The organism is Pseudarthrobacter phenanthrenivorans, from assembly GCF_000813845.1.
Taxonomy (GTDB): domain Bacteria; phylum Actinomycetota; class Actinomycetes; order Actinomycetales; family Micrococcaceae; genus Arthrobacter; species Arthrobacter phenanthrenivorans_B.
This window is the reverse complement of sequence record NZ_JWTB01000005.1, coordinates 11,608-36,222: the sequence shown is the minus strand read 5'-3', so window position 1 is coordinate 36,222 and position 24,615 is coordinate 11,608. Positions and strand designations below refer to the sequence as shown.

Genomic DNA, 24,615 nt, shown 5'->3' with positions numbered 1-24,615 from the left:
CTCAGCGCTGCTGGTGCCCGCGGCTGAGCCGGTTGCCGAACACCCCGGACCGCGGCCGGGGCGCCATGGACTGGGCGTGGGACACGGGCGCCGGGGAGCCGGTGTTGACCGCACGCAGGGCCCTGGCGAAGAGCTTGGCGTCCTGCACGGCCTGCAGCCCGTCCGCCTCGGCGCTGATGCGCAGCACGATGTCTTCCTGGGCGATGGTCCCGGTGTAGCCGTGGTCGGCCTCGCACTGCGGGTCGCCGCAGCTGGCGGGGCCCATGTCCAGCCGCTGGCCGCCCGACCAGGCGATGGACAGGGTGAGTTCACGCACCGGGTCCGAGGGCTTGTAGTTCTGCGGCTGCGCGTACATGTAGCTCAGGACCACGGAGCGGATCTGCGCCACGGGAACGGACTCGGTGGAGATCTGGGCGACGATCTGCTCCCCCGCCTCGTCAAGCTGCTGGTCATCCACGTGGGTAATGACCAGCATGTCGGCGGTGAGGACCAGCACGGTGATGTGGCGGCGGACTTCGGCGCGGTCGAAGTGGGTTTCCAGGTGCACCAGATGGGCCACGCAGTCCCGGCCATCCAGTGCGTCATCGACGACATCCGAGACCAGGCGCGGGTAGAACCCCGCCTTCTGCAAAGCGTCTTCCAGGCTCTGGCCCTGGATCCCGTGGTTGTGTGAGCTGTGCTGGCGGACTGCCTGGTTTTCGTTGCCGGGCGTTTCGGGCGCCGAAGCGGGAGGAAAGCTCATGCCCCCATTTTCACAGATCGTCCGGTCACTTGCTAACCGCGTCAGCCCAGCATGGCCCGGCGCGCGCTGTCCGTGCGTTGCGCGGCATTGCCGATCCGCACGTCCGCGGCCAGGATGGTCACCCCTGCGGGGCCGCACAGAACAGGGTTGAATTCCACCAGCGCGATCTCGGGATGGTTGTCCTTCATCCACGCCAGCCGGCCGGCAAGATCCTCCAGCGCCTGCACGTCAACGGCGGGCAGGCCCTGGTAGCCGAAGAGTTTGAGGGAGGCGCGGGGCGACCGGATGAAGTCGTGCACGTCCGCCGCGGAGAGCGGCGGCACCCGGTGTGCCCAGTCGTCCAGCAGGTTGACGGCATCCCCGGCCAGCCCGAAGGAAATAACGGGGCCCAGCAACGGATCCTCGATGGCCCGGAAGGTACAGGCCTGCCCCACCGGCGCCATCGCCTGCACCTCAAGCGCGGGGCTGCCGTAGGCTGCGAGCGCCCGCCGCATCTGCTCGATGTTGAGCCGCAGCGACTCCGCATCCTCAATGCCAAGGCGCACGCCGCCCAGGTCAAGCCGGTGCCGCAGAGCCGGGTCGGTGGTCTTGAGCACCACGGGCCAGCCCAGCGAGTCTGCTGCCGCCACGGCCTCGTCCGGGGTGGTGAACGGCGCCGAGGGCAGGACGGAAATGCCGTAATGCCCCAGCAGGGAGGCAGTGGCCGTGGGGTCCAGCTGCTTGAGCTGCTCCCCCTTCACGTCTTGAAGCAGGGCGTCGAGTTCGGCCTCGGCCTGCCGGGGGTCGCACCCGGCCGGCTCCACGAACTGTCCCTGGTCGCGCGCGGCCCACTCGGCGTAGCGGACTACGGCCGCGAGCGCGGCGACGGCGGCTCCGGGGTTGGAGAAGCAGGGGACGGTGCACCCGTCGGCGCCCACCAGTCCCTCCACGTGGATGGCCGGGTCCAGGATGCCGGTGAACGCTGCAACCACCGGCTTCCCCGCGCTGGCGGAACATTCCGCCAGGACCTGCGCCACGGCGTCGGCGGTGAGGCCGCGGGCAGGGAGAAGTGCGGCGACGGCGGCGTGCACGTCGTCCGAGGCGAGGGCGTCCAGGAGGGCCTTCCGCAGCGCCGGCAAGGCCACCGACTGGCCGGAGTCAAGGTCGAGTCCGGAGACCACCTGCGCCACCCCCAGGCCGTGCGCGACAGCGCTGTCCGCCACCACGTTGCCCAGCGCCTGTGAGTTGCTGAAGACGGCAACGTCAGGTCCGGCGGGAAGCGGCTGGCCTGACACCACCTGCGCGACGTCCACCAGCTGTTCGATGGTTTCCACCCGGATGACGCCCGACTGGCGCAGCATGGCGTCCAGCGCGCCGGCCGGCGCCTGCGTGGTCCGGACGGCATGGCCGGGAGGAAGGCGCAGCCCCATGGTGTCCGACTTGGCCACGATGACCGGCTTGGTGCGTGCCAGGCGCCGGGCGATTCGGGAGAACTTGCGGGGGTTGCCGATCGATTCCAGGTACAGGCCCACCGCGGAGGTGTCGGCGTCGTCCTCCCAGTACTGCATCATGTCGTTGCCGGAGACGTCCGCGCGGTTGCCGGCGGAAAGGAGGCTGGACAGTCCCAGCCGTCGCCGGCTGGACGCGGCGTACAGCGCGACGCCGATCGCGGCGGACTGGCTGAACAGGCCCAGGCTGCCGCGCAGCGGCATGGCGGGCGCCATGGAAGCATTCAGGGACACATCCGGGTGGGTGTTGGCAATACCCAGCGAGGCCGGGCCAATCACCCTCATCCCGTTCGCCCTGGCCTGGCGCACCAGGGCGCGTTGCCGCAAAAGCCCGCGTTCGCCGTCGTCCGCAAAGCCCGCGGAGGCGATGACCACGCCCTTGACGCCGGCCGCCGCGCAGTCCGCCACCACGCCGGGGACTTCCTCGTACGGCACGGCGACGATGGCCAGTTGCACGGGTTCGGGAACCTCCGAGAGCTTGCCGTAGGACATCATGCCCGCCAGCTCCAGCGCCTCGGGGTTGATGGCGTAGACGGTGCCGTGGAAGCCGCCTTCGATGATGTGTTCCAGCAGCTGGTAGCCCACGGTGCCCCATTTGCGGCTGGCACCGATGACGGCAACGGACGACGGCGCCAGCAGCTCCCGGACGCTCCTCGCCTCGGCGCGGTGCTCGCGGGATTCCATCACGGCCCGCGACTTTTCGGTGGGGTCGATGTTGAACTCGAGGCTCACGACGCCGTCATCGAAATGCCTTTTGACGTCGTAGCCGGCGTCGGAGAAGACCATCAGCATCTTGCGGTTCTCCGGCAGGACTTCCGCGGTGAACTTCCGGATCCCGTTTTCGTGGGCGGCGGCGGCCAGGTGCTCCAGGAGGATGGAGCCGATGCCCCTGCCCTGATGGGCGTCGGCGATGTTGAAGGCGACCTCGGCTTCGGTGGGGTCGGGCAGCCGGTCGTAGCGGCCGATGCCGATGATTTCGTCGTGGATGGTGATGACGAACGCCACCCGGTCCTTGTAGTCCACTTCCGTGAAGCGCTTCAGCTCCTTGGCGGACAACCTTGCCTTGAAGGCGAAGAAGCGCATGTAGATTGAATTCTGCGACTGCCCGGTGTGGAAGGCCTGGACGGCGTCTGCGTCCGAGGGGTGGATGGGCCGCAGGTGCGCCGTTCCGCCGTCGCGCAGGACGACATCGGCTTCCCAATGTTCCGGATATTCGCCGTCCCCGGGCTGATCCACCATAGGCTTAGCCTAGCCACAAACTATCGCAGCACGCCTGCAAGGCTGCGCAGTAACCCCAGAAGGATTTACCAAGACCCATGGCCCGCCGCCAGAATTCAACGCCCATCGCGGACGACAGCTACACGGAGAACATCGTCGATATCGACGTCACGTCCGAGATGCAGGGTTCGTTCCTGGAGTACGCCTACTCGGTGATCTACTCCCGCGCCCTGCCTGACGCCCGGGACGGCCTGAAGCCGGTACAACGCCGCATCCTGTACATGATGAGCGACATGGGCCTGCGCCCTGACCGGGGCCACGTCAAGAGTGCTCGCGTGGTGGGCGAAGTCATGGGCAAGCTGCACCCGCACGGTGACGCCGCCATCTACGACGCCATGGTCCGCATGGCGCAGGACTTCTCGCTGCGGCTGCCCCTGATCGACGGGCACGGCAACTTCGGATCGCTCGACGACGGCCCGGCAGCACCGCGGTACACCGAGGCCCGGCTGGCGGCGGCCGCCCTCACGCTCACCAACCACCTCGACGAAGACGTGGTGGATTTCGTCCCCAACTACGACAACCAGCTGACCCAGCCGGACGTCCTTCCCGCCGCTTTCCCCAACCTGCTGGTCAACGGCGCCACGGGCATCGCCGTCGGCATGGCCACCAACATGGCCCCGCACAATCTGGTGGAGGTCATTTCCGCCGCCCGGCACCTGATCGCCAACCCGGACGCCACCCTGGATGACCTTATGCGGTTCGTTCCGGGCCCGGACCTGCCCAGCGGCGGCCGGATCGTGGGCCTGGACGGTATCCGCGACGCCTACGCCACCGGCCGCGGCTCGTTCAAGACCAGGGCCAAGGTGGAGATCGAACAGCTCACCGCGCGCCGCACCGGGCTGGTAGTCACGGAACTGCCGTACATGGTGGGCCCGGAAAAGGTGATCGAAAAGATCAAGGATGCCGTCAACGCCAAGAAGCTGACCGGCATCAGCGACATCGTGGACCTGACCGACCGGAAGCACGGGCTGCGGCTGGTCATCGAGCTCAAAAACGGCTTCAACCCCACCGCGGTGCTGCAGCAGCTCTACCGCTATACGCCGATGGAGGACTCCTTCGGCATCAACAACGTCACCCTGGTGGACGGCCAGCCGCAGACGCTGGGCCTGGTGGACCTCCTGTCCGTGTACGTCAACCACCGGATCAACGTGGTCCGGCGCCGCACCGTCTTCCGCCTGGGCAAGAAGAAGGACCGCCTGCACCTGGTGGAGGGCCTCCTTATCGCCATCGTGGACATCGACGAGGTCATCCAGATCATCCGGTCATCGGACGAGGCCGCCGCCGCCCGCGAGCGGTTGATGTCCATCTACGACCTCACCGAGATCCAGGCCAACTACATCCTGGAACTGCGGCTCCGCCAGCTCACCAAGTACTCCCGGATCGAACTCGAGAAGGAGCAGGACGAGCTCCGCCGCGAGATCGCCGAACTGCAGGCCATCCTGGACTCCGAGGAACTGCTCCGCACGGTGGTCTCCGACGAACTGGGCGCCATCGCCGAAGAACACGGCACCCCGCGCCGCACGGTACTGCTGGAATCCGAGGCCGTCTCCCCCACCGTTGCCGCGGAGCTTGCAGGAGCGAACGGCCGGAAGACTAAAGCCGCGCCGCTGGCCCTGGAAATCGCCGACGACCCCTGCTGGGCCATCCTCACCGCATCCGGACAAGTGGCGCGCACCAGCAACCAGGAGCCGCTGGCCGAGGCGGGACCCCGCAGCAAGCACGACGTCTACACCTCCGTGGTGAAGACCTCGGCCCGGGGCGAGATCGCTGCCATCACCTCACTGGGACGCATGCTCCGCCTGCAGGTCATGGACATGCCCGTACTGCCGCCTGTGACCGGCCTGCCTAACCTGGCCGGCGGTGTTCCGGCGAAGGAATTCCTAACGCTGGTCAAGGGCGAATCCCTGGTGGCCTTCGTGCGGCTGGACGAGGTCCTGGCCATCGGCACGGCCCAGGGCGTGGTGAAGCGCGTCCAGCCTGACTACCCCCTGAACCGGGAAGACTGGGAAGTCATCACCCTCAAGGACAAGGACACCGTGGTGGGTGTGGCCCCCGCGGGTGAGGACGACGCCGAACTGGTGTTTGTCACCCGCGAAGCGCAGCTGCTGAAGTTCCCCGCCTCCGCGGTGCGCCCCCAGGGACGCACGGCCGGCGGGATGGCGGGCATCAAACTCGCCGCCGGTGACCAGGTGATTTTCTTCGGTGCAGTCCAGCCCAAGGACGAGTCCGCCGTCGTGGTCACCATTGCCGGCACCAACGGCGCCCTCCCCGGCACCGCTCCGGGCACCGCCAAGGTGACGGCCTTCTCCGAATACCCGGCCAAGGGCCGCGCCACGGCAGGGGTCCGGTCGCACCGGTTCCTGAAGGGCGAGGACACGCTGCTGCTTGCGTGGGCGGGGCATGGCCCGGCCAAGGCATCCTCGGCTGCCGGGGTGGCACGGTCACTGCCGCAGGAGCACGGCCGCCGCGACGGCTCCGGCGTCCCGCTCTCGCAGGCGGTGGAAGCGGTGGGTCCGGCCATGGCGTGGACGGACGGGCCGGAGAACTAGACTGCTCCCATGCCTATCGTGCCTGATGAGAAGGACTGGACCTGGGTCCTGTCCCGCCCCTGCCCGGAATGCTCCTTCGACGCCTCCACCGTCACTCCGGCGACGGTTCCGGGAAGCATCGAGAGCATGCTCCCCCGGTGGCGGGCCGTCCTGCGCCGGCCGGGTGTGGCACAGCGCCCCAACGACCACACGTGGTCGGCGCTGGAGTACGCCTGCCACGTGCGGGACGTCTTCGCCCTCTTCGACCAGCGGCTGAACCTGATGCTGGAATCGGACGACGCGCGGTTCGACAACTGGGACCAGGACGCCACCGCGGAGGAGAAGGACTACGGCAACGCCGACCCCGCCGTGGTGGGCGCGGAACTGGCAGCGGAAGGGCACCAGGCCGCCGACTCATTTGCCCGGGTGCGTGAGGAGGACTGGGAACGCCGCGGCCTGCGCAGCAACGGCTCGGAGTTCACCGTCCTGACGCTCGCCCAGTACTTCCTCCACGACGTGGTCCACCACCTGCACGACGTCAACGGCTAGCGCTGCTGACCCGCGGGGCCGGCAGGCAAGCCGTCAGCGGGAAGGGGCAGCGTCACCCGGGTAGCAAGCTTTTACCGGGAACGTGCCAGCGGTCCCCGCGGCCGGCCCGAGGAAATTCCAAGGTCCAGCCGGGCGTCGCCTGGGTGGATGTCCGCCGGGTTGTGGGTCACCAGGACCACGGTGCGGTCCCGCAGCCCCGCCCGCAGGTCCGCCAGCATGAGGGCGGCGGCCTCCGCGTCCAGGTGTGCCGTGGGCTCATCCAGGAGAATCACCTCGGCGCCGGTCAGCAGGGTCCGCGCCACGGCCAGGCGCTGGCGCTCGCCGCCGCTGAGGAAAGCACCGCCCGGGCCGATCCGGGTGTCCAGCCCCGCCGGCAACCGGCCCACCAGGTGATTAAGCCCGACGGCGGCCAGCACGGCTTTGAGCTCGCTGTCACCGGTCACTGAGTCACCATCCGCGGACGTCCCGGCCTGGGACGTCCCGGCTTGGCCCGCGTTGGCTTGGCCGGCGGTGGCCTGGACCCCATTGGCCTGGCCCGCATTTACTTGGGACGGGCGGCCCAGCAGCAGGTTTCCGCGGATCGTGGAATCGAACAGGTGCGCCTCCTGCGGGCACCATGCAGCCCGGCCGGTGACCATGGCACGGCCCGCGGCCGGCGGCAGGAAGCCCAGGAGCACGGAGAGCAGCGTGGATTTGCCGGACCCCGATGGACCGGTGACCGCCAGCCAGCGTCCGGGCTCCGACACGGCCTCCAGGCCGGTGAAGACCGGACCGCCCCCGGGCCACGCCGCAGCCAGGTCCACCAGCTCAACACCGGGGACGCCGCCGTCACGGCCCGGAACAGGCTGCAGGCCGCCGGGCCCGTCGGCCCCGCTGGACGCAGCGCCGTCAAGGGCACCGGACTCCCCCACTTTGCGCATCACGGCGCGGAGTGCAGGGAACTGGCGCACCGCCGTCGTCATGGCCGCGAAGGGCTCCACCAGCGCAAGCAGGAGGAGGACCACCACCGCCGCAGTGGCCGGCGCCACCCGGTCACCCAGGACCCCGGGACCGGCCAGCCAAGCGGCGGCCAGGGCTGCGGTGCCGCAGCCGGCGGTGGCAACGGCATGACCCAGCCCCTCGGCCCACGCAGAGCGCTGGGAGGCGCGGGTGGCGCCGCGGTCCTCCGCCAGCAGCGCTTCGAGCACCAGGGGTGCCACCCCGTTGGCGTGCAGTTCGGCGCGTGCGTCCAGTGCCGCAGCGACTCGGCGCAGGACGCCGGACCGCAGGGACTGCTCCACGCTGGCGGACTTGCGGTCGCCCCACAGCGCGGCGGCTGGCGCCAGCAGCAGGCCACACGCGACGGCGGCCAAAACAGCGGGAACGGCGGCAGGCACCAGGACGGCCGTTGCGGCCACGGCAAGGACGGACACTGCGAGCGCCGTGACGGGCGGCAGGACCACGCGGGGCAGCAGGTCACGGACCGTGTCGACGTCGTCGATCACGGTGCCCAGGACGTTGCCGCCCTGCAGGAGCCGGCGTAACGACAGCGCCCGGCGGCTCAGGGTCTCCCAGAGCCGGCCGCGCAGGCGGGTCAACGCGGCGAAGACGGCGTCGTGCAGCAGCAGCCGCTCCCAGTACCGGAACACGGCCCGGCCGATGCCGAAGAACCGGACGCCGACGATGGCGGTCAGGAGGTAGAGAATGGGCGGCTGCTCACTGGCCCGGATGATGAGCCAGCCGGACAGACCGGACAGCGCGACGGCGAAGACGGCCGCCAGGGTGCCGACGAACGCTGCCGCCGCGAACTTGCTGCGGACCGGACCCAGGAGGGCGGCCAGGAGCCGGACAGTGCCGGTCCCGGACCGGGTGCCCGCGGGCGGAGTGCCGGGGGCACTTTCGGTGCTGGCGGCGCGATCGGGCACGCCCGGGTCATCGCTGCCGCCATCCGTGGAGGATGCGGCACCTACGGGCAGGCCGACGCTGCGGCCGTGCTGCGCTGCCGCCACTGTGCCGGACGCCACCACCGGCACTACCGGCACCAGCTGGTCCGCGAGGTCCCGGGTCCGCTGGTTGTGGGCCACCAGGATCACGGTCACCCGGCCGCGCAGCCGCCGGATGGCATCCTCCACGACGGCGGCGGAGGCCTCGTCCAGGTGGGCGGTGGGTTCATCGAGCAGCAGGAGCGTGGCCCCGGCGTCGATCCTTGCCAGCCCCCGCGCCAAGGCCACCCGACGCAGTTCGCCCGGGCTCAGCTCGGCCTGGTGCTTCCCGGCCAGGTGCCCGGCACCGGCACGCTCCAGGCAGCGGCGCGCGGCTTCTTCGGCGGCGAACCGGTCCGGTCCGTGGCTGGAGTCCGGCGAGAGATAAAGCAGCACCTCGTCCAGGACGGTGGGTGCCACCATGACGGGATGCTGCGGCACCCAGGCCACGCCGCGCCGGTCCAGGCCGCGGATGGATCCGGTGATGCCGGTCCCGCCGCCGGCGCCGATGGTCCCGGCCAGGACGCCGAGGACCGTGCTTTTGCCGGCGCCGCTGGGGCCGTCCAGGGCAGTAATCCTGTCCTGCGGCGCGGTGAAGGTCAGGGGTCCGACCGCGGCAGTGGACCGCCCGGCATAGGTCACCGTGAGTGCCGTGACCTCAAGCGGAGCACCAGGCCGTCCGGCCTTGGCTGCGGGCAGCGGCACCGGGTGCGGCGCACTAGTGACGGCGGTGGTTGCTGCAAGGGCCACCCTGCCGTCGTCGCTGGCGTGGTGCGCGGTGCCCAGCTCGCGCAGCGGCAGGTAGCAGTCCGGCGCCAGGAGGAGCGCCAGCAGGCCTGCTTCCAGCGGCATGTCCCCGTGGACCAACCTGACTCCGATGAAGACGGCCACGACGGCCACGGAGATGGTGGCGATGAGTTCCAGGGCCAGCGCGGACAGGAAGGCGGTCCGCAGGGTGCCCATGGTGCGTGACCGGTATTCCTCGGAGATCTCTTCAAGGGCCTTGCGCTGGGCAGTTGCCCGGCCCAGCCCCACCAGCACGGGAAGGCCCTTGGCGAGCTCGAGCATATGCGCCGACAGCCGTGCCAGCGAAGCCTGTGCCTGGCTGACGCTGTCCTCGGTGTGCCGGCCGATCAGCACCATGAACACCGGGATCAGCGGCACCGTAAGCACAATGACCACCGCACTCACCCAGTCGGCGAAAAGGATCCGCGCACCCAGCAGCAGCGGAACGGCAGCACAGTTGACCAGGGCCGGGAGGAACTGGGTGTAGTAGCTGTCCAGCGCGTCCAGGCCGCGGGTTGCCAGGACCGCCAGGCCACCGTCGCCGGGACCGGTAGTCCGGACGCCGGTACGCAGTGCCCTTTCCAGCAGTTCCGCCCGGAGTTCCTCCTTGACTCCCAGGGCTGCCCTGCGGGCGGCCACGGCCTGGCCCCAGACAGTCAGGGAGCGGAGCACGACGCCGGCGAGTCCGGCGGTCAGCTGCGCGTCCCAGGCCGGGTTGCCGGCCGCCAGTCCGGCCAGGACGGAGGCCACGGCCTGGCCGATCAGGACCAGGGACAGGGCCTTGAGCGCGGCGAGGAACCCCAGCCAGTAGGTGGCTGAACGGGTGGCCGGGCCTGCGGGGAAGGTTGGCCGCATGTCAGCCCTTGGTGGTGAACGCCTTGGCGGCCACCGCAGGGAGGAAGCTGTGGGCTTCCGGGATGTGCGCTGCGCTGACGCGGCGGCGGAACACCCAGTAGGTCCAGGCCTGGTACGCGATCACCAGGGGAAGCCCAAAGGCGGCCACGATGCTCATCAGTCCCAGCGTGTAATCCGAGGAGGAGGCGTTGGAGATGGTCAGGTCAAACGTGCTGTCCAGCGTGGAGGGCAGCACCACCGGGAACACAGCCCCGAAGATGGACGCGGTGCCCAGCACCAAGAAGGCGCCCAGGGCCAGGAAGGACCGGCCTTCGGAGCCATTGCGGGCCAGCAGCCAGGCGGTGACGGCGGCAGCAACGGCCAGGACGACGGCGGCCCAGGTCCAGGGCTTGCCGTCCATGAACTGGATGGCGAGGGCCCATGCCGCGATGGGCAGGAGCAGGACCGGCAGGAGCCGCACGAACCACCGGCGGGCGCGGTGCCGCACGTCCCCGTCCGTCTTGAGGGCCAGGAAGGCGAGGGCGTGCAGGAGCGAGAAGCCCACCACTGCCACGCCGCCCAGGAGGGCGTAGCCGCTGAACCAGGCCATGGGGCCGCCTTCACGGTCGCCATTGGCATTCAAGGGCAGGCCGGTGGTGGTGAGGGCCAGTGCCGCGCCCACGCCGAAGGCGGCGAAGAAGGAACCCAGGGCAATGGCCCAGTCCCACCGGTTCCGCCACGTGTCCGTGTCCACCTTGCCGCGGTATTCGAAGGCCACAGCACGGAAGATCAGGGCCAGCAGGACCACCAGCAGCGGCAGGTAGAGCGCGGAGAACAGCGACGCGTACCAGAGCGGGAACGCCGCGAACGTGGCGCCGCCGGCCGTCAGCAGCCAGACTTCATTGCCGTCCCAGACGGGTCCGATGGTGTTCAGCAGCACCCGCCGCTCGGTGTTGTTCCGGGCGAAGAGTTTCATCAGCATTCCGACGCCCAGGTCGAAGCCCTCCAGGAAGAGGTAGCCGGTCCACAGCACCGCGATGGCGATGAACCATATGGTGGGAAGCAGTTCCATTGGTTTGTTCCTCTGCTAGTAGGCGAAGGCCAGGACGTCGTCGGCGGGTTTGGTGTCGCCGGAGCCCGGCGTTTCGTCCTCGTTTTCGTCCGCCGGTGCGTGGCCGAGTTCGGGCATGGCGGAGACCACGCCGCCGCGGACGTACTTCACCAGCAGCTTCACTTCGACCACCAGCAGGACGGCGTACACGGCGGTCAACGCCACCAGCGAGGCGATGAGTTCACCTGCGGACACACCCGGGGATACGGCGGCTGCGGTGAACATGAACACCTGGTCGATGCCGCTGGGATCCGGGTTGGGTGCCACGACGAAGGGCTGGCGGCCCATCTCGGTGAAGATCCAGCCCGCAGCGTTGGCACCGAAGGGCGCCATGATCCCGAAGACGGCCAGGCGCATCAGCCACCGCGACTCCGGCACGGTGCCCTTGCGGGTAAGCCAGAGTGCCACCAGGGCCGCCAGGGCGGCCAGTCCGCCGAAGCCGATCATCATCCGGAATCCCCAGTAGGTGACCTCCATGACGGGCACGTATTCGATTTCCTGGCCCGCGCGTTCACCGTAGATGGGGTTGTCCGGCAGGTTGGTGCCGTAGTTGGCCTTGTACTCGGGCAGGAGGCTGTTGACGCCCTTGACCTCGGTGGTGAAATCACCCTTGGCAAGGAAGGACAGGATGCCGGGGACCTCGATCACTGCCACGACGTCGTCGCAGTTCCTGGAGCCCACGTTGCCGATGCTCAGGACCGAGAAGCCGGTGCCGTCATGGCAGGCGGCTTCGGCGGCGGCCATCTTCATGGGCTGCTGCTGGAACATGAGCTTGCCCTGCAGGTCGCCGGTCACCGCGGTGCCGGCGAAGGAGATCATGGCCACCACGGCGCCGATCCGCAGGGACCGGATCCACACGCTGTGGTCCACCCGGTCGCGCCCCGGGATGCGAACGTCTTCACCCGGGATGACCCGGCCCTCGGCACCCACCGTGTCGACGCCGTCGTGCCGCCTCCGCCACAGGTGGTACCAGGCGATGCCGAGCAGGAAGCCGCCGGCCACGGCGAGGGCGCCGAACAGGGTGTGCGGGACTGCCACCAGGGCGGTGTTGTTGGTGAAGACGGCCCAGGCATCAGTCATTACCGGCCGGCCGTTGATCATTTCCACGCCTACCGGGTGCTGCATCCAGCTGTTTGCCACGATGATGAAGTAGGCGGAGAGCGCCGATCCGATGACGGCCACCCAGAGGCAGGCGAGGTGGATGGCGGGCTTGAGCTGCTTCCAGCCGAAGATCCACAGGCCCAGGAAGGTTGATTCGACAAAGAAGGCCAGGAGGGCCTCGAGGGCCAGTGGAGCACCAAAGACATCGCCCACGAAGCGGCTGTATTCGCTCCAGGCCATGCCGAACTGGAATTCCTGCACGATGCCGGTGGCCACGCCCATGATGAAGTTGATGAGGAACAGCTTTCCCCAGAACTTGGTCATGCGCAGGTATTCGGGCTTGCCGGTGCGGTACCAGGCGGTCTGGATGACCGCCACCACCAGGCCCAGGCCGATGGTCAGCGGCACCATCATGAAGTGGTAGACGGTGGTGATGCCGAATTGCCAGCGTGCGATTTCCAAGGCGTCCATGGCGGTCCCTACTGTGAGCCAATGCAGTTCTTCTACAAACCGTAGAACTCTAACTTCTACAAAGTGTAGAACAAGAGGTCCCGTGGGCGAAAACCAGCTCCCTTCATAAGGATGGCGCGGCAGCGCCCGACGCGCCACATGTTCTACCCGGTGTAGAAGGTTGGCCGGTTTCGGGGTAGATTTGTTGTGTAGTTGAACACCGCGTGATGTCACCGGCGCAATCAGCGTCCGGTGCGGGGAAATAAAGGAAAAGTGCAATGGCTAGTCTTGGTGAACTGGAACGGGCAGTGATGGATCTGCTCTGGGCGGGCCAGGAAGCGGCTACGGCAAATACCCTGCGTGACCAGCTGGCGCGTACGTCGGCGGCGCAGGGCGGGCCGGGCCATGAAGGCAAGGAACTGGCCGTCACAACGGTACTGACCGTTCTCTCCCGCCTGGAAAAGAAGGGCCTCGTGGAGCGCGAGCGTGGAACGCGCCCGCACCGCTACCAGGCAGTGTCCAGCCGCGCGGACCATACCGCCGAACTCATGCATGAGGTCCTCGGCTCGGCACCCGACCGCGAGGCCGTCCTGGCCCGCTTCATCGGGTCAGTGTCCGAAGGTGAAGCCGAGACGCTGCGCAAACTGCTGGGTCACCTCTAGCCCACCATGTTCTGGGCCTCGTACCTGCTGGCGGTCCTGGCGATCATCCTGGCCTGGCCGGTGCCGGTCCTGCTCTCACGGGCGCAATGGCCTGCCAGGTCGCCGTTCACCGCGATGCTGCTGTGGCAGGCCATCGCCCTCGCCGGTGGATTGTCCATGATCGGCGCCATGCTGGTGTACGGCCTGGAACCCATCGGTGACAACCTCATCGCGGGGCTCCGCGCCCTGGCCGGCATGGTGCTTTTCAATGCGCCCACCACGGCCCTGGGATTCTGGCACATCTTCGCCCTCTCCGCGGCAGCCCTGCTCACGGCCCACCTGGTCTTCACGCTGCTGCTGACCTACTACAAGATCCAGCGGCAGCGGCGCCGGCACCGCGAACTGCTGGCGCTCCTGGCATCACCGTCCGGCCAGGACGCGGGAACCCTGGTCATCAGCCATGACTCCCCCGTTGCCTACTGCCTCCCGGGCGGCGCCCGCTCGGTGACGGTCCTCTCCGACGGCCTGATGGCAGCCCTGGAACCGGCCGAACTGCGTGCCGTGCTGATTCACGAGAATGCGCATTTGAGCCAGCGGCACCACCTGCTGCTCTGGGCCTTCGCCGCCTGGCGCCAGGCACTCCCCTGGCTGCCCACCACCCGGCTCGCGCAGGAATCGGTCAACTCGCTGATCGAGATGCTGGCCGATGACGTGGCCCTCCGGACCGAGAGCAAAGCGACCCTCATCAAGGCCATCGCCATTGTTGCCAGCGGTTCGGCGGGTACGGGCGGCGGCGACATCCGGCCCTCCTCCCCCAGCCTGGCCCTGTCCGGGCTCGAGGCCGCTTCGGGCGGCCCGGGCTCCGATGCCGTCCGGACAGCGGCAACGCGGGTCAGCCGGCTCCTGACGCCGCAGCCCCAGCTCCCGGCCGCCATCCGCAGCGCCGTCCTGGCAGGGTCCGTCCTGCTGCTGGCGCTGCCCACCGCACTCCTGGTGGTTCCGGGCCTGCTGGGCTGACGCCGTCAGGCGTCGATGCGCTCCCGGTCCAGGCTCGAGGCACCGGCGATGATGAAGTCCTTGCGCGGGGACACGTCCGAGCCCATCAGCAGGTCGAAGATCTCCTCCGCCTGCTGGGCGTTCTCGATTCCCACCTTGCGCAGGGTGCGGTGCCGCGGGTCCATGGTGGTCTCGGCGAGCTGCTCGGCATCCATCTCGCCGAGGCCCTTGTAACGCTGGATCGGCTCCTTGTACCGCTTGCCTTCCTTGGCCAGGCGCGCCAGGAGCACGTGCAGTTCGGCCTCGGAGTAGGTGTAGATCATCTCGTTGGCCTTCTGGCCCGCGTTGATGACCTCCACCCGGTGCAGCGGCGGAACCGCGGCAAACACCCTGCCCTCGAGGATCATGGGCCGCATGTACCGGAAGAAGAGGGTCAGCAGCAGGGTGCGGATGTGGGCACCGTCAACGTCGGCGTCCGTCATGAGGATCACCTTGCCGTAGCGGGCCGCGCTGATGTCGAAGCTGCGGCCGGACCCGGCGCCCACCACCTGGATGAGCGCCGCGCATTCGGCGTTGGAGAGCATGTCCCCCACCGACGCCTTCTGGACGTTCAGGATCTTGCCCCGGATGGGCAGCAGCGCCTGGAAATCGGAGGAACGGGCCAGCTTGGCCGTGCCCAGCGCGGAGTCACCTTCCACGATGAACAGTTCGGAACGGTCGACGTCGTCCGTCCGGCAGTCAGCCAGCTTGGTGGGCATCGAGGACGTTTCCAGTGCATTCTTGCGCCGTTGCGTCTCCTTGTGCACGCGTGCCGAGATGCGGGACTTCATCTCGTTGACGATCTTTTCCAGCAGCAGGGACGACTGGGACTTGTCGTTCTTGTTGCTGGAGGACAGCTTGGCGGTGATTTCCCGCTCCACTACGCGGGCCACGATGGCGCGGACAGCGCTGGTGCCAAGGATTTCCTTGGTCTGGCCCTCGAACTGCGGTTCGGCGAGCCGCACGGTCAGCACGGCCGTCAGGCCCGCGAAGATGTCGTCCTTTTCGATTTTGTCGTTGCCGGCCTTGAGCTTGCGGGCGTTGGCCTCCACGGCTTTCCGGAACGTCTTGACCAGGGCCTGCTCGAACCCCGACTGGTGCGTTCCGCCCTTGGGGGTGGAGATGATGTTGACGAAGCTGCGCACGGTGCTGTCGTAGCCGATGCCCCAGCGGAGGGCCACATCCACCTCGCAGTCACGCTCCACCTCGGCGAGCTGGCTGTGCCCCCGCTCGTCAAGGACCGGGACGGTCTCCTTGAACTTGCCGGAGCCGTGCAGCCGCCATACGTCGGTGACCGCAGGATCCACGGCAAGGAACTCGACGAACTCGGAGATGCCGCCGTCGTGGTGGAAGACCTCCTCATGCGGGCCGCCCTCACCTGGCGTGCCCGCGAGCCTGCGCTCGTCCCGGACAGTGAGCTTGAGGCCGGGCACCAGGAAGGACGTCTGCCGCGCGCGGGCCACCAGGTCGTCATAGGAGAACTTCGCGTCCGGGGTGAAGATCTGCCGGTCGGCCCAGTACCGGATCCTGGTGCCGGTCACTCCGCGCTTGGCCTTGCCCACGACGTCCAGCACGGAGTCATCGACGAACGGCGTGAACGGCGCGGCCGGGTCCAGCTTGGACCCGGTGTCCTTGAACCGTCCGGGTTCGCCGCGGCGGAAGGACATCCGGTAGGTCTTGCCGCCACGGTCCACCTCGACGTCCAGCCGGGCGGAAAGGGCGTTCACCACGGACGCGCCGACGCCGTGGAGGCCGCCGGAGGCGGTGTAGGAGCCGCCGCCGAACTTGCCGCCGGCGTGCAGCTTGGTGAAGACCACTTCGACGCCGGTGAGGCCGGTCTTGGGCTCCTTGTCGATGGGAATGCCGCGGCCGTCGTCATGGATCTCCACGGAGTTGTCCGCGTGCAGGATGATCCGGATGTCGTGCCCGAAGCCGGCCAGGGCCTCGTCCACGGAGTTGTCGATGATTTCCCAGAGGCAGTGCATGAGTCCGCGCGAATCGGTTGAGCCGATGTACATGCCCGGGCGCTTGCGGACGGCTTCGAGGCCTTCCAGGACGGAAAGGTGCCGCGCGGTGTACTCAGAGCTGGGTGCCACTGGTGATGAACTCCTTCAGGGACGTCGAAACGGTGCTGGACCGCATCTTCTAGGGTAGTCGGCGGCAGCCCGGGCGGCCGCCTGCCACACCCTCCGGCGCGTGTGCGCCACGCCACCAGGGGCCGTGATGTGCGGAACTGTGCAATTCTTGACCGAACCTTGTGGATACGCGCACAGCGAACTTGCCCCATCCTTGCGATGGTTTGGATACGAATGCTGGTTATATAGATGTACTGATCTACTAAGGAGGCCGACATGACAACAGCAGTGGCAGACCGCACACTAAACGCACTCGACCGGTGCGACCGTTGCGGAGCTCAGGCATATGTCCGGGTTGTACTCGAGTCCTCCGGCGGTGAGCTGCTGTTCTGCGGCCACCACGCGCGTGCAGTCGAGGCGACGCTCAAGCCCTTGAGCTCCGGCTGGCACGACGAGACGGGAAAGCTTCACGAGAAAGCTGCCGTCGAGATCGACTAGATGAGGCATCGGTAACCAACGATCCCGCGGGACCTCTCCATTACGGAGGGGTCCCGCGGGCGTTTAAGGGACTGCAGGCGATTTCCGTGGATAACAAAGGGCCGTTCCGGAACCACCCCACGGTGGTTCCGGAACGGCCCTTCAACGAGTCCTGCCTCTAAAGCAGTGCTTGTTGCCCCGTCCCCGCGATTAGTCCAGGTAGTCCCGCAGCACCTGCGACCTGGAGGGGTGGCGCAGCTTGGACATGGTCTTCGATTCGATCTGGCGGATGCGTTCGCGGGTCACGCCGTAGACCTTTCCGATTTCGTCTAAAGTCTTCGGCTGTCCGTCGGTCAGGCCAAAACGCATGGCAACCACGCCGGCTTCGCGTTCGGAGAGGGTGTCCAGCACGGAGTGCAACTGCTCCTGCAGGAGGGTGAAGCTCACGGCGTCGGCCGGAACAACGGCCTCCGAATCCTCGATCAGGTCGCCGAACTCGGAATCGCCGTCCTCGCCCAGGGGCGTGTGCAGCGAAATCGGCTCGCGGCCGTACTTCTGGACCTCGACGACCTTTTCCGGGGTCATGTCGAGTTCCAGCGCCAGCTCTTCGGGCGTGGGTTCGCGGCCGAGGTCCTGCAGCATCTGCCGCTGGACGCGGGCCAGCTTGTTGATGACCTCGACCATGTGGACCGGGATACGGATCGTGCGGGCCTGGTCGGCCATGGCACGGGTGATGGCCTGCCGGATCCACCAGGTGGCGTAGGTGGAGAACTTGAAGCCCTTGGTGTAGTCGAACTTCTCGACGGCGCGGATCAAGCCCAGGTTGCCTTCCTGGATCAGGTCCAGGAAGAGCATGCCGCGGCCGGTGTAGCGCTTGGCCAGTGAAACCACCAGGCGGAGGTTGGCTTCCAGCAGGTGGTTCTTGGCGCGCTTGCCGTCGTGGATGATGAATTCGAGTTCGCGCTTGTACTTCGGATCCATGGAACCGTCGTCGGCCGCGATCTTCTCCTCGGCGAACAGGCCGGCCTCGATCCGAAGTGCAAGGTCGACTTCCTGCTCGGCGTTGAGCAGCGCGACCTTACCGATCTGCTTGAGGTAGTCCTTGACGGGGTCGGCCGTGGCGCCGGCCGACATGACCTGCTGAACGGGGGCGTCGTCATCGTCTGCGTCCGAGTAGACGAAGCCCTTGCCGCTGCCGGCGGCACCCTTGACGGGATCGGCGTCGGCGTCGGCGTCCTCGGTTGCCTCCGGGCCTTCTTCCAGGACGATGTCGTCGAGGTCCTCCTCGACGTCCTCGACCTCGTCCGGATCAACATCGGTGGCAGACTTCCCGGCAGCTTCGGCTGCGGCCTTGGCACCGGGCTTGGGCCCACGCTTCTTGGGCTCGCGCGTGCCGTCCGCTGCAGCCTTGCCGGCCGAGGCCTTGTTGGCGGCACGCGTGGCTGCCCGCTTGGCATTGGTCGCGGCCTGCTTCTCCTCAGGGGACAAGACGTCCTGGGCGGCGGAATCCTTCTTCGTGGAAGACGGGGTCACAGAAAACCTTTCTAGCGGTGGTCTGTGGAATCGCCATACGGGCAACACCACTATGACCCTGTCAAGTCCGTGGTGAAAACCAAGCGCCACCACGGCCGGCAGAGTCACTTAAGACAACTCCCGGAGCGGCTGTAATGTTCCCTTGCGGGCCGTTTACAAGCACTCGATACACGGACCCAACCGGGTCTCGGCATCCATTGTCTCATGATTTGCCCGGATCCGGCCTCCCCATCCGTCATCCGTTCCCGCCGCCGCCCCCTTTCCCGCTCCGCCAGGGTGCTCCGGTGCCCGCTGGCTGCACTGCCCAGGCCGGTTGCCGTCCGGCTAGAACACCTCCTCCTCTCCCGCCGCCCCTGCAGGGCCGGCCTGGAATTTTTGCCAGGCCGAGTCCTTGCGTGCAGCCCAGCCGCAGAGCGTTCCCCGGCCCACCAGTTCCAGCAGGAGCTCGGCAAGGCGGCATCCGGGCTCCAGCTCAAGGGCCCCGCCCAGGTACGCGGCTGCGTAGGAGCCCCGGCCACGGCACCATGCCACCCACCCGCGGAGTGTCAACGCCGCTGCAGCCGCGGGCCCGCCAAAGACCGCAAGTTCGCCGAGGGTCCGGTCCAGGGCGCCCAGGGCCACCCAGTCCGGAACGTCGGGTGCCGCGCCCATCAGGACCTCGCCATAGCCGGCGGGAGCCCGGCTGGAAACAGCGCCGGCGCCAGGCACACCGTTCGCCGCCCCGGGTGCGGATTTCCGCATGGCCTTGGACCACCCTTGTTCCGCCGGAAGCCGCCGGCCCGGCCGTTTGGCGGGGAGCAGCGGCGGCACCACCGCTGGGGCATTGCCCGTCTCCGCGTCCCCGTGCACAAAGATCCCGAACTGTTCGGCGCCGGAGAGGGCAGCCTGCCTGCCGGCGGCTGCCATCACCATCACGGCGTCGCGCCAGGCAGGCACAAGCAGTGTGGCGCGAAGGAAGGCATCGCGCTCGACATCCGCTGTCCAGGCCTGGTCTGTGGCCCCGGTCAGCAGCATAAGCCAGAAATCGAGCACCGCATTGAACTGTGCCCGGTTCCTGGACCGCCCGGCCAGGACCTGTTCCCAGCGGGCCTGGGCCTCACGGACGGCTGCCAGGTGCATGGCGGGGACTGCTGCTGCGGGCCTGCTGTTGGCACGGGGCGCCGGACCCACGCTGCTGCCCCGGTACACCATCTCCGTGTTAAGCGTGCTGTCCCTGATGGCCTGGACGGGCCGCCCCTGGGGAGGGCAGCAGGAGGCATCGGTGCACCACGCGTCCCGCCAGTAGGCGTCACCGACGTACCAGGCATCGCGGACGGGCATCCCGGCCTGGTCCAGGACGGACTCCACTACGGACACCAGGAGGTCATAGGGCGATGGCGGACCCATGTCCGCGTCACTGGTGAAGACGGCCAGCAGCGCGCCGTCCGCTTCCCGGTCCGACTCCAGGTAGCGGCGGACGGCACAGGCGAAAGCGGAGGGGTCGGCCAGTCCATCGGGCCCGGGGAGGTCGAGCCGCAGCGTGGCGCCCAGTGTCGTGCCGTGCAGTGTCATGGCCACCAGGCTTGAGTCCGGCCAGTACCCCAGGGAATGGGGAATGAAGCCGAGGATGTCTTCCGGGCCGCGGACTGTCAATCGTTCGGGAGCTGTCATGGCTCCAGCATCGGCCCAGGGTCCTGCGCGCAGAAGGCAGCACGGCGTGTAAGTGGACAAGTCCGGAGACAGCCGGCTGGAATCCGCGCCGGGCGGCCCTGTGGAGGAGCAGTCAGTCGCCCGGGGAGATCTTCTGGCGGCGGCGGGCCAGGCTTTCGCGGCGCTGCCGGGCGAGGGCGCTGCGCAGCGGCGGCACCACGATCCCTTGGGCTGCCATCTGCCGGCGCACCTTCCGCCGGGAGGCAAGGATGGCGACGGCGCCAAAGGCAAGCAGGAGGAACTGGACGCTCAGGGCCAGCCGGAAGGGATCCAGTCCGTACAGCACCCCCTGCGAGAACCCGGTGGCATACAGCACGTCGAGGACCAGGCCAATGAGGAAGATGGACACCAGCGCCGCGATGAAGCCGCCAACGTTGACAATCCCGGTGGCAGTGCCGATCCGGTGTGCGGGATTGAAGGTCCGGGCGAAATCGAAGCCGATCATCGAACCGGGGCCGCCCACCGCGAGGACCACCACCAGGCCGGCCAGCAGCCACAGCGGGGCACGTCCGGGCAGCAGCAGCACCGCAGCCCAGGCTGCGGCGGTCGCGCCGGCGATCAGCAGGACCATGGTGGAGCGGCGCAGCGGATGGCGTGACACAAAGCGTCCGATGAAGGGTCCCACCGCCATGGCCGCCGCGACGTACAGGGCCATGAGGGCGGCGACAGTGCCGGCGTCCAGGCCCTGGCCCGAGATCAGGAACGGATAGCCCCAGGTCATGGCGAACACGGTGCCGCTGAACTGGATGGTGAAGTGGCTCCACATGCCCAGCCTGGTGCCGGGCTGGCGCCACGCGCGGGCCAGCGAGGCGCCGGTGGCCCGGAGCCCCTGCCGGGCATGCGGACGTTCGGTGCCGGGGGGAGCATCCTGTAGCAGGAGGAGGACCAGGACGACGGCGAGGGCGGACATTCCAGCAAGCATCAGGAATGCGGGGGTCCAGCCTGACAGGTGCAGCACGAGCGCGAAGGGCAGGACACTGAACAGCTGCCCCAGCTGGCCCGACATGCCGGTCAGCTGGGTGACCAGCGGGACCCGGGCGGGCGCGAACCACAGCGGGATGAGCCGGATCACCGAGATGAAGGTCATCGCGTCGCCGGCCCCTACCAGCACACGGCCCAGCACCCCGCCTGGGATGCTTTCGGCGAAGGCCAGCTGCAGCTGTCCCAGTCCCATCAGGACGGCGCCGCCGGCGATCATGGCACGTGAGCCGAACCGGTCCACCAGCAGGCCCACGGGGATCTGGAGGCCTGCGTAGACCAGCAGCTGCAGGACGGTGAAGAAGGAGATCGCAGACGCGGTGGCGTGGAACCGCTCGGTGGCTTCGAGTCCCACCACGCCGAACGAGGTCCGCTGCGCCACGGCCACCAGGTACCCGAAAATTCCAATGGTCCAGATAAGCCAGGCGCGGGGTGCAGTCACCCCTTCATTATGCCCGGCGCTTCCCCGCGTACCCTGCGGCTGTGACCGGTCTTACTGCCCCGGGTTTTCCCTGGCCAGGTAGGCCTCCACGGCGGCGCCCAGATCGTCAGCGTCCGGGAGTTCATCGTTTTCGTTCGCCAGGAGGGACCGGCGGACCATGCCGTCCGCCTTCTCGTCGTACCGGGTTTCGAGGCGCGCCACCACCTGCTGGACCTCCTCGGAGGCCTCGATCTGTTCCGCGATCTGGCGGCTGACTTCCCGGCCCGATTCACGGAGCCGGTCGGTGGGGAGCATCAGGGAGGTGGCTGCGCCCAGGTATTCGAGCCCGGCAACGGCCGCGGTGGGGTACTCCGCTTCGGCCAGGTAGTGCGGAACGTGGATCACGTAGCCGGCCACGTTGCGCCCGGCTTCCACCAGCCGGAGCTCCAGGATGTGTCCGACGGCGGCAGGAACCTCGACGGTGGGCTTCCACACCGAGATGCCCTCGATCAGCTCGGGCCGGTTGCCATGCACCGTGACTCCCACGGGCCGCGTGTGCGGAACGGGCATGGGGATGGAGTGGATCCAGGTGACCAGGTTGACGTCGAGCTTCTCCACAATGTTCACCACGGCGCGCGCAAACCGTTCCCACTGCAGGTCCGGCTCGAACCCGGCCAGCAGGAGGAATGGCTTGCCGAGTCCGTCCACCAGGCGGTAGAGGGCCAGCCGGGGCTCCTGGTAGTCCTGGACGTGGTCCTCGACGAAGGTCAGGTGCGGCCGGCGGGACCGGTAGTCGATGAGCTGGTCGGCGTCGAAAACCGCGACCGGCTGGGCGTCGAGGGTGTCCAGCAGTTCGGCGTTGATCTGCTTGACCACGTGGCCGGCGTCGGCGAACCCGGTGAAGCCCATGACCATGTTCAGCCCGCGCAGTTCGGAGCTGTGGAACAGCTCGATGTTGCTGGCATAGAGCGCGTCGGGGTCCAGCAGGGAGCCGGAAATCCGTTCAAGCACGGCATGTTCCTTTCAGGGGTACGGGCGGACATCATTCATAACGCGGCAGGGGCGGCCGGCATTCCGCGGCGCGGTGTGGTGCACATCTCAGGAAATTCTCCCGCTGCGCCGGGGAAGGGCTACGATCGGAACTGGCCTGCCAAGCGGGCCTGCACGCACCGGGAACCGTCCGGAACGGCCGGATCCGGGACACCCTTGGCAGAGCGCCCAACATGCATCCCTGCCCCGAACGTTTCGAGAATCGAGGACTCATCCCTGTGGTCAAGAATACTGAAATCAACTTTAGTACCGTCTCGCGGGACCTTAAGAGGAACCCCAGCGACGCAGTGGTCATCGGGGTGGGGCAGGGAAGCGACGGGCCCGTCCTGCTGGACAACCCGCTGACGGCGAAGTCCGCAGAGGCCCTCGCCGACTCGCTCAAGGGACTCGGCGTGACGGGCGCCGCGGACCAGCTGGTCCGCCTCCCGGGACTGCCCGAAACCGGCGCCGGCATCCTGGCCCTTGCCGGCGTGGGCAAGGTTTCCGCGTCAGAGCAGCCCGCGGGCGAGTCGCTGCGCAGGGCAGCGGGATCGGCAGTCCGGCAGCTGGCAGGCCTCGCCACGGTCACCCTGGCATTCCCGACGGCGACCGTCCAGGACGTCGCGGCAGTGGCCGAGGGTGCCGCGCTGGGCGCCTACTCCTTCACTGAGTTCCGGTCCTCCACGGACGGGCTCAAAGACCCGGTCCGCAACGCCGTGATCTTCACGGAGCTCCCAGGCACCGGGGACCTGGACGCTGCCCTGAAGCGTGCCGGCCTGGTGGCCAAGGCCGTGAACGCCACCCGTTCCCTGGTCAACACACCGCCGAGCCACCTCTACCCCGAATCGTTTGCGGAGGCCGCCAAGGACCTCGCCAAGGGCCTGCCCGTCAAGGTCACCGTTTGGGACGAGAAGCGCCTTGAGAAGGAAGGCTTCGGCGGCATCATGGGCGTCGGCAAGGGCTCCAGCCGCCAGCCGCGCCTGGTCAAGGTCGAGTACTCCCCTGCCAAAGCCACCGCCAAGATCGCCCTGGTGGGCAAGGGCATCACGTTCGACACCGGCGGCATCTCCCTCAAGCCGGCCCTGAACATGGGCGACATGAAGAGCGACATGGCGGGCGCCGCCGTCGTCCTTAACACTGTCCTGGCCCTCGCCGGCCTCGGCCTCCCGGTCAAGGCCACCGCCTGGCTCTGCATCGCGGAGAACATGCCCGGCGGCGGGGCGTCGCGCCCGGCCGACGTCCTGACCATGTTCGGCGGCAAAACGGTGGAAGTCCTCAACACCGATGCCGAAGGCCGGCTGGTCATGGCGGACGGCATCGTCGCCGCAAGCCGCGAATACCCGGACGCCATCATCGACGTCGCCACCCTGACGGGGGCACAGCTCATCGCCCTGGGCAACCGCACCGCCGGCATCATGGGATCCGAAACGGTCACCGGGCCGCTCAAGGCAGCAGCCGACCGCGCGGGGGAGCTGGTCTGGCCCATGCCGCTGCCCGAGGAACTGCGTCCCAGCCTGGACTCGCAGGTGGCGGACCTGGCCAACATCGGCGAACGACACGGCGGCATGATGACCGCCGCCGTGTTCCTGCGCGAGTTTGTGGGTAAGGACAAGGCGGGCGAACAGATCCCCTGGGCGCACATCGACATCGCGGGTCCGTCCTTCAACAACGGCAGCCCCTACGGCTACACCCACAAGCAGGGCACCGGATGCACCGTCCGCACCCTGGTTGCGTACGTCGAGGACCTCCTGGCCGCGGCCTGAGCCTACGCCCCGGCGGGGCCACGGGCCGTGTCACGCGGCCTTGCGGCGCAAGTGATCCCTGTGCCACAAAGCCGCGTGACACTGGACACAAGCGCTCCACAAACGCAGCGCCAAGGTGGAGCATGGATAGGTGGTTCGCTAAGGTGA

Annotated in this window: 16 protein-coding genes; 6 read left to right on the top strand and 10 right to left on the bottom strand. The window is 68.2% G+C overall.

Annotation, left to right across the window (positions count from 1 at the left end; genetic code table 11):
* Position 1: 1 nt before the first annotated feature.
* Both RM50_RS02055 and RM50_RS02050 read right to left on the bottom strand, forming a co-directional pair.
* Positions 2-742 carry a DUF5998 family protein gene (locus tag RM50_RS02055; RefSeq protein WP_043449452.1) on the bottom strand — a complete coding sequence of 247 codons (741 nt, stop codon included), beginning with the start codon at positions 740-742 and terminating at the stop codon, positions 2-4.
* A 41-nt stretch (positions 743-783) separates the two neighbouring features.
* Complete coding sequence (locus RM50_RS02050) at positions 784-3,468, bottom strand: bifunctional GNAT family N-acetyltransferase/acetate--CoA ligase family protein (protein ID WP_043449450.1); 2,685 nt, start codon at positions 3,466-3,468, stop codon at positions 784-786.
* A gap of 77 nt (positions 3,469-3,545) precedes the next feature.
* On the opposite strand from RM50_RS02050, the gene RM50_RS02045 reads away from it, so the two are divergent.
* Positions 3,546-6,056: a DNA gyrase/topoisomerase IV subunit A gene (locus tag RM50_RS02045; protein WP_043449448.1), complete on the top strand. Its 2,511-nt coding sequence runs from the start codon at positions 3,546-3,548 to the stop codon at positions 6,054-6,056.
* A 9-nt stretch (positions 6,057-6,065) separates the two neighbouring features.
* Positions 6,066-6,584, top strand: coding sequence for a DinB family protein (locus tag RM50_RS02040; protein WP_043449446.1), 519 nt, complete (start codon positions 6,066-6,068; stop codon positions 6,582-6,584).
* A gap of 71 nt (positions 6,585-6,655) precedes the next feature.
* On the opposite strand, the gene cydD is transcribed toward RM50_RS02040, so the two are convergent.
* The 3 genes from cydD to RM50_RS02025 are packed head-to-tail and all read right to left on the bottom strand — an operon-like array spanning position 6,656 to position 12,848.
* On the bottom strand, positions 6,656-10,186 hold the full coding sequence (gene cydD, locus RM50_RS02035) for a thiol reductant ABC exporter subunit CydD (protein ID WP_043449445.1): 3,531 nt from the start codon (positions 10,184-10,186) through the stop codon (positions 6,656-6,658).
* A 1-nt stretch (position 10,187) separates the two neighbouring features.
* A complete protein-coding gene (cydB, locus tag RM50_RS02030; protein ID WP_043449443.1) occupies positions 10,188-11,237 on the bottom strand; it encodes a cytochrome d ubiquinol oxidase subunit II in 1,050 nt (349 codons plus the stop codon).
* Positions 11,238-11,252: 15 nt separating this feature from the next.
* Positions 11,253-12,848: a cytochrome ubiquinol oxidase subunit I gene (locus RM50_RS02025; RefSeq protein WP_043449441.1), complete on the bottom strand. Its 1,596-nt coding sequence runs from the start codon at positions 12,846-12,848 to the stop codon at positions 11,253-11,255.
* A gap of 257 nt (positions 12,849-13,105) precedes the next feature.
* On the opposite strand from RM50_RS02025, the gene RM50_RS02020 reads away from it, so the two are divergent.
* On the top strand, positions 13,106-13,489 hold the full coding sequence (locus RM50_RS02020; RefSeq protein WP_018769682.1) for a BlaI/MecI/CopY family transcriptional regulator: 384 nt from the start codon (positions 13,106-13,108) through the stop codon (positions 13,487-13,489).
* A gap of 6 nt (positions 13,490-13,495) precedes the next feature.
* Entirely contained in the window at positions 13,496-14,485 is a 990-nt protein-coding gene (locus RM50_RS02015) for a M56 family metallopeptidase (protein ID WP_043449439.1), read from the top strand.
* 5 nt (positions 14,486-14,490) lie between these two features.
* Here the strand turns inward: RM50_RS02015 and RM50_RS02010 are convergent, their stop codons facing one another.
* Entirely contained in the window at positions 14,491-16,599 is a 2,109-nt protein-coding gene (locus tag RM50_RS02010) for a DNA gyrase/topoisomerase IV subunit B (RefSeq protein WP_043449437.1), read from the bottom strand.
* A gap of 255 nt (positions 16,600-16,854) precedes the next feature.
* On the opposite strand from RM50_RS02010, the gene RM50_RS02005 reads away from it, so the two are divergent.
* Positions 16,855-17,076 carry a DUF7455 domain-containing protein gene (locus tag RM50_RS02005; protein ID WP_018769678.1) on the top strand — a complete coding sequence of 74 codons (222 nt, stop codon included), beginning with the start codon at positions 16,855-16,857 and terminating at the stop codon, positions 17,074-17,076.
* Positions 17,077-17,265: 189 nt separating this feature from the next.
* On the opposite strand, the gene RM50_RS02000 is transcribed toward RM50_RS02005, so the two are convergent.
* From RM50_RS02000 to RM50_RS01985, 4 genes are all read right to left on the bottom strand, one after another.
* The gene (locus tag RM50_RS02000) at positions 17,266-18,588 is read right to left on the bottom strand and encodes an RNA polymerase sigma factor (protein ID WP_043449435.1); all 1,323 of its coding nucleotides are present in this window, start codon (positions 18,586-18,588) and stop codon (positions 17,266-17,268) included.
* 324 nt (positions 18,589-18,912) lie between these two features.
* The gene (locus RM50_RS01995) at positions 18,913-20,238 is read right to left on the bottom strand and encodes a DUF4192 domain-containing protein (protein WP_043449433.1); all 1,326 of its coding nucleotides are present in this window, start codon (positions 20,236-20,238) and stop codon (positions 18,913-18,915) included.
* A gap of 112 nt (positions 20,239-20,350) precedes the next feature.
* Positions 20,351-21,697 carry an MFS transporter gene (locus RM50_RS01990; protein ID WP_043449431.1) on the bottom strand — a complete coding sequence of 449 codons (1,347 nt, stop codon included), beginning with the start codon at positions 21,695-21,697 and terminating at the stop codon, positions 20,351-20,353.
* A 51-nt stretch (positions 21,698-21,748) separates the two neighbouring features.
* On the bottom strand, positions 21,749-22,687 hold the full coding sequence (locus RM50_RS01985; protein ID WP_043449430.1) for a proteasome assembly chaperone family protein: 939 nt from the start codon (positions 22,685-22,687) through the stop codon (positions 21,749-21,751).
* Positions 22,688-22,944: 257 nt separating this feature from the next.
* Here RM50_RS01985 and RM50_RS01980 point away from each other — a divergent pair, with 257 nt between their 5' ends.
* Positions 22,945-24,468: a leucyl aminopeptidase gene (locus tag RM50_RS01980; protein ID WP_043449427.1), complete on the top strand. Its 1,524-nt coding sequence runs from the start codon at positions 22,945-22,947 to the stop codon at positions 24,466-24,468.
* The last annotated feature ends 147 nt before the right edge of the window (positions 24,469-24,615 follow it).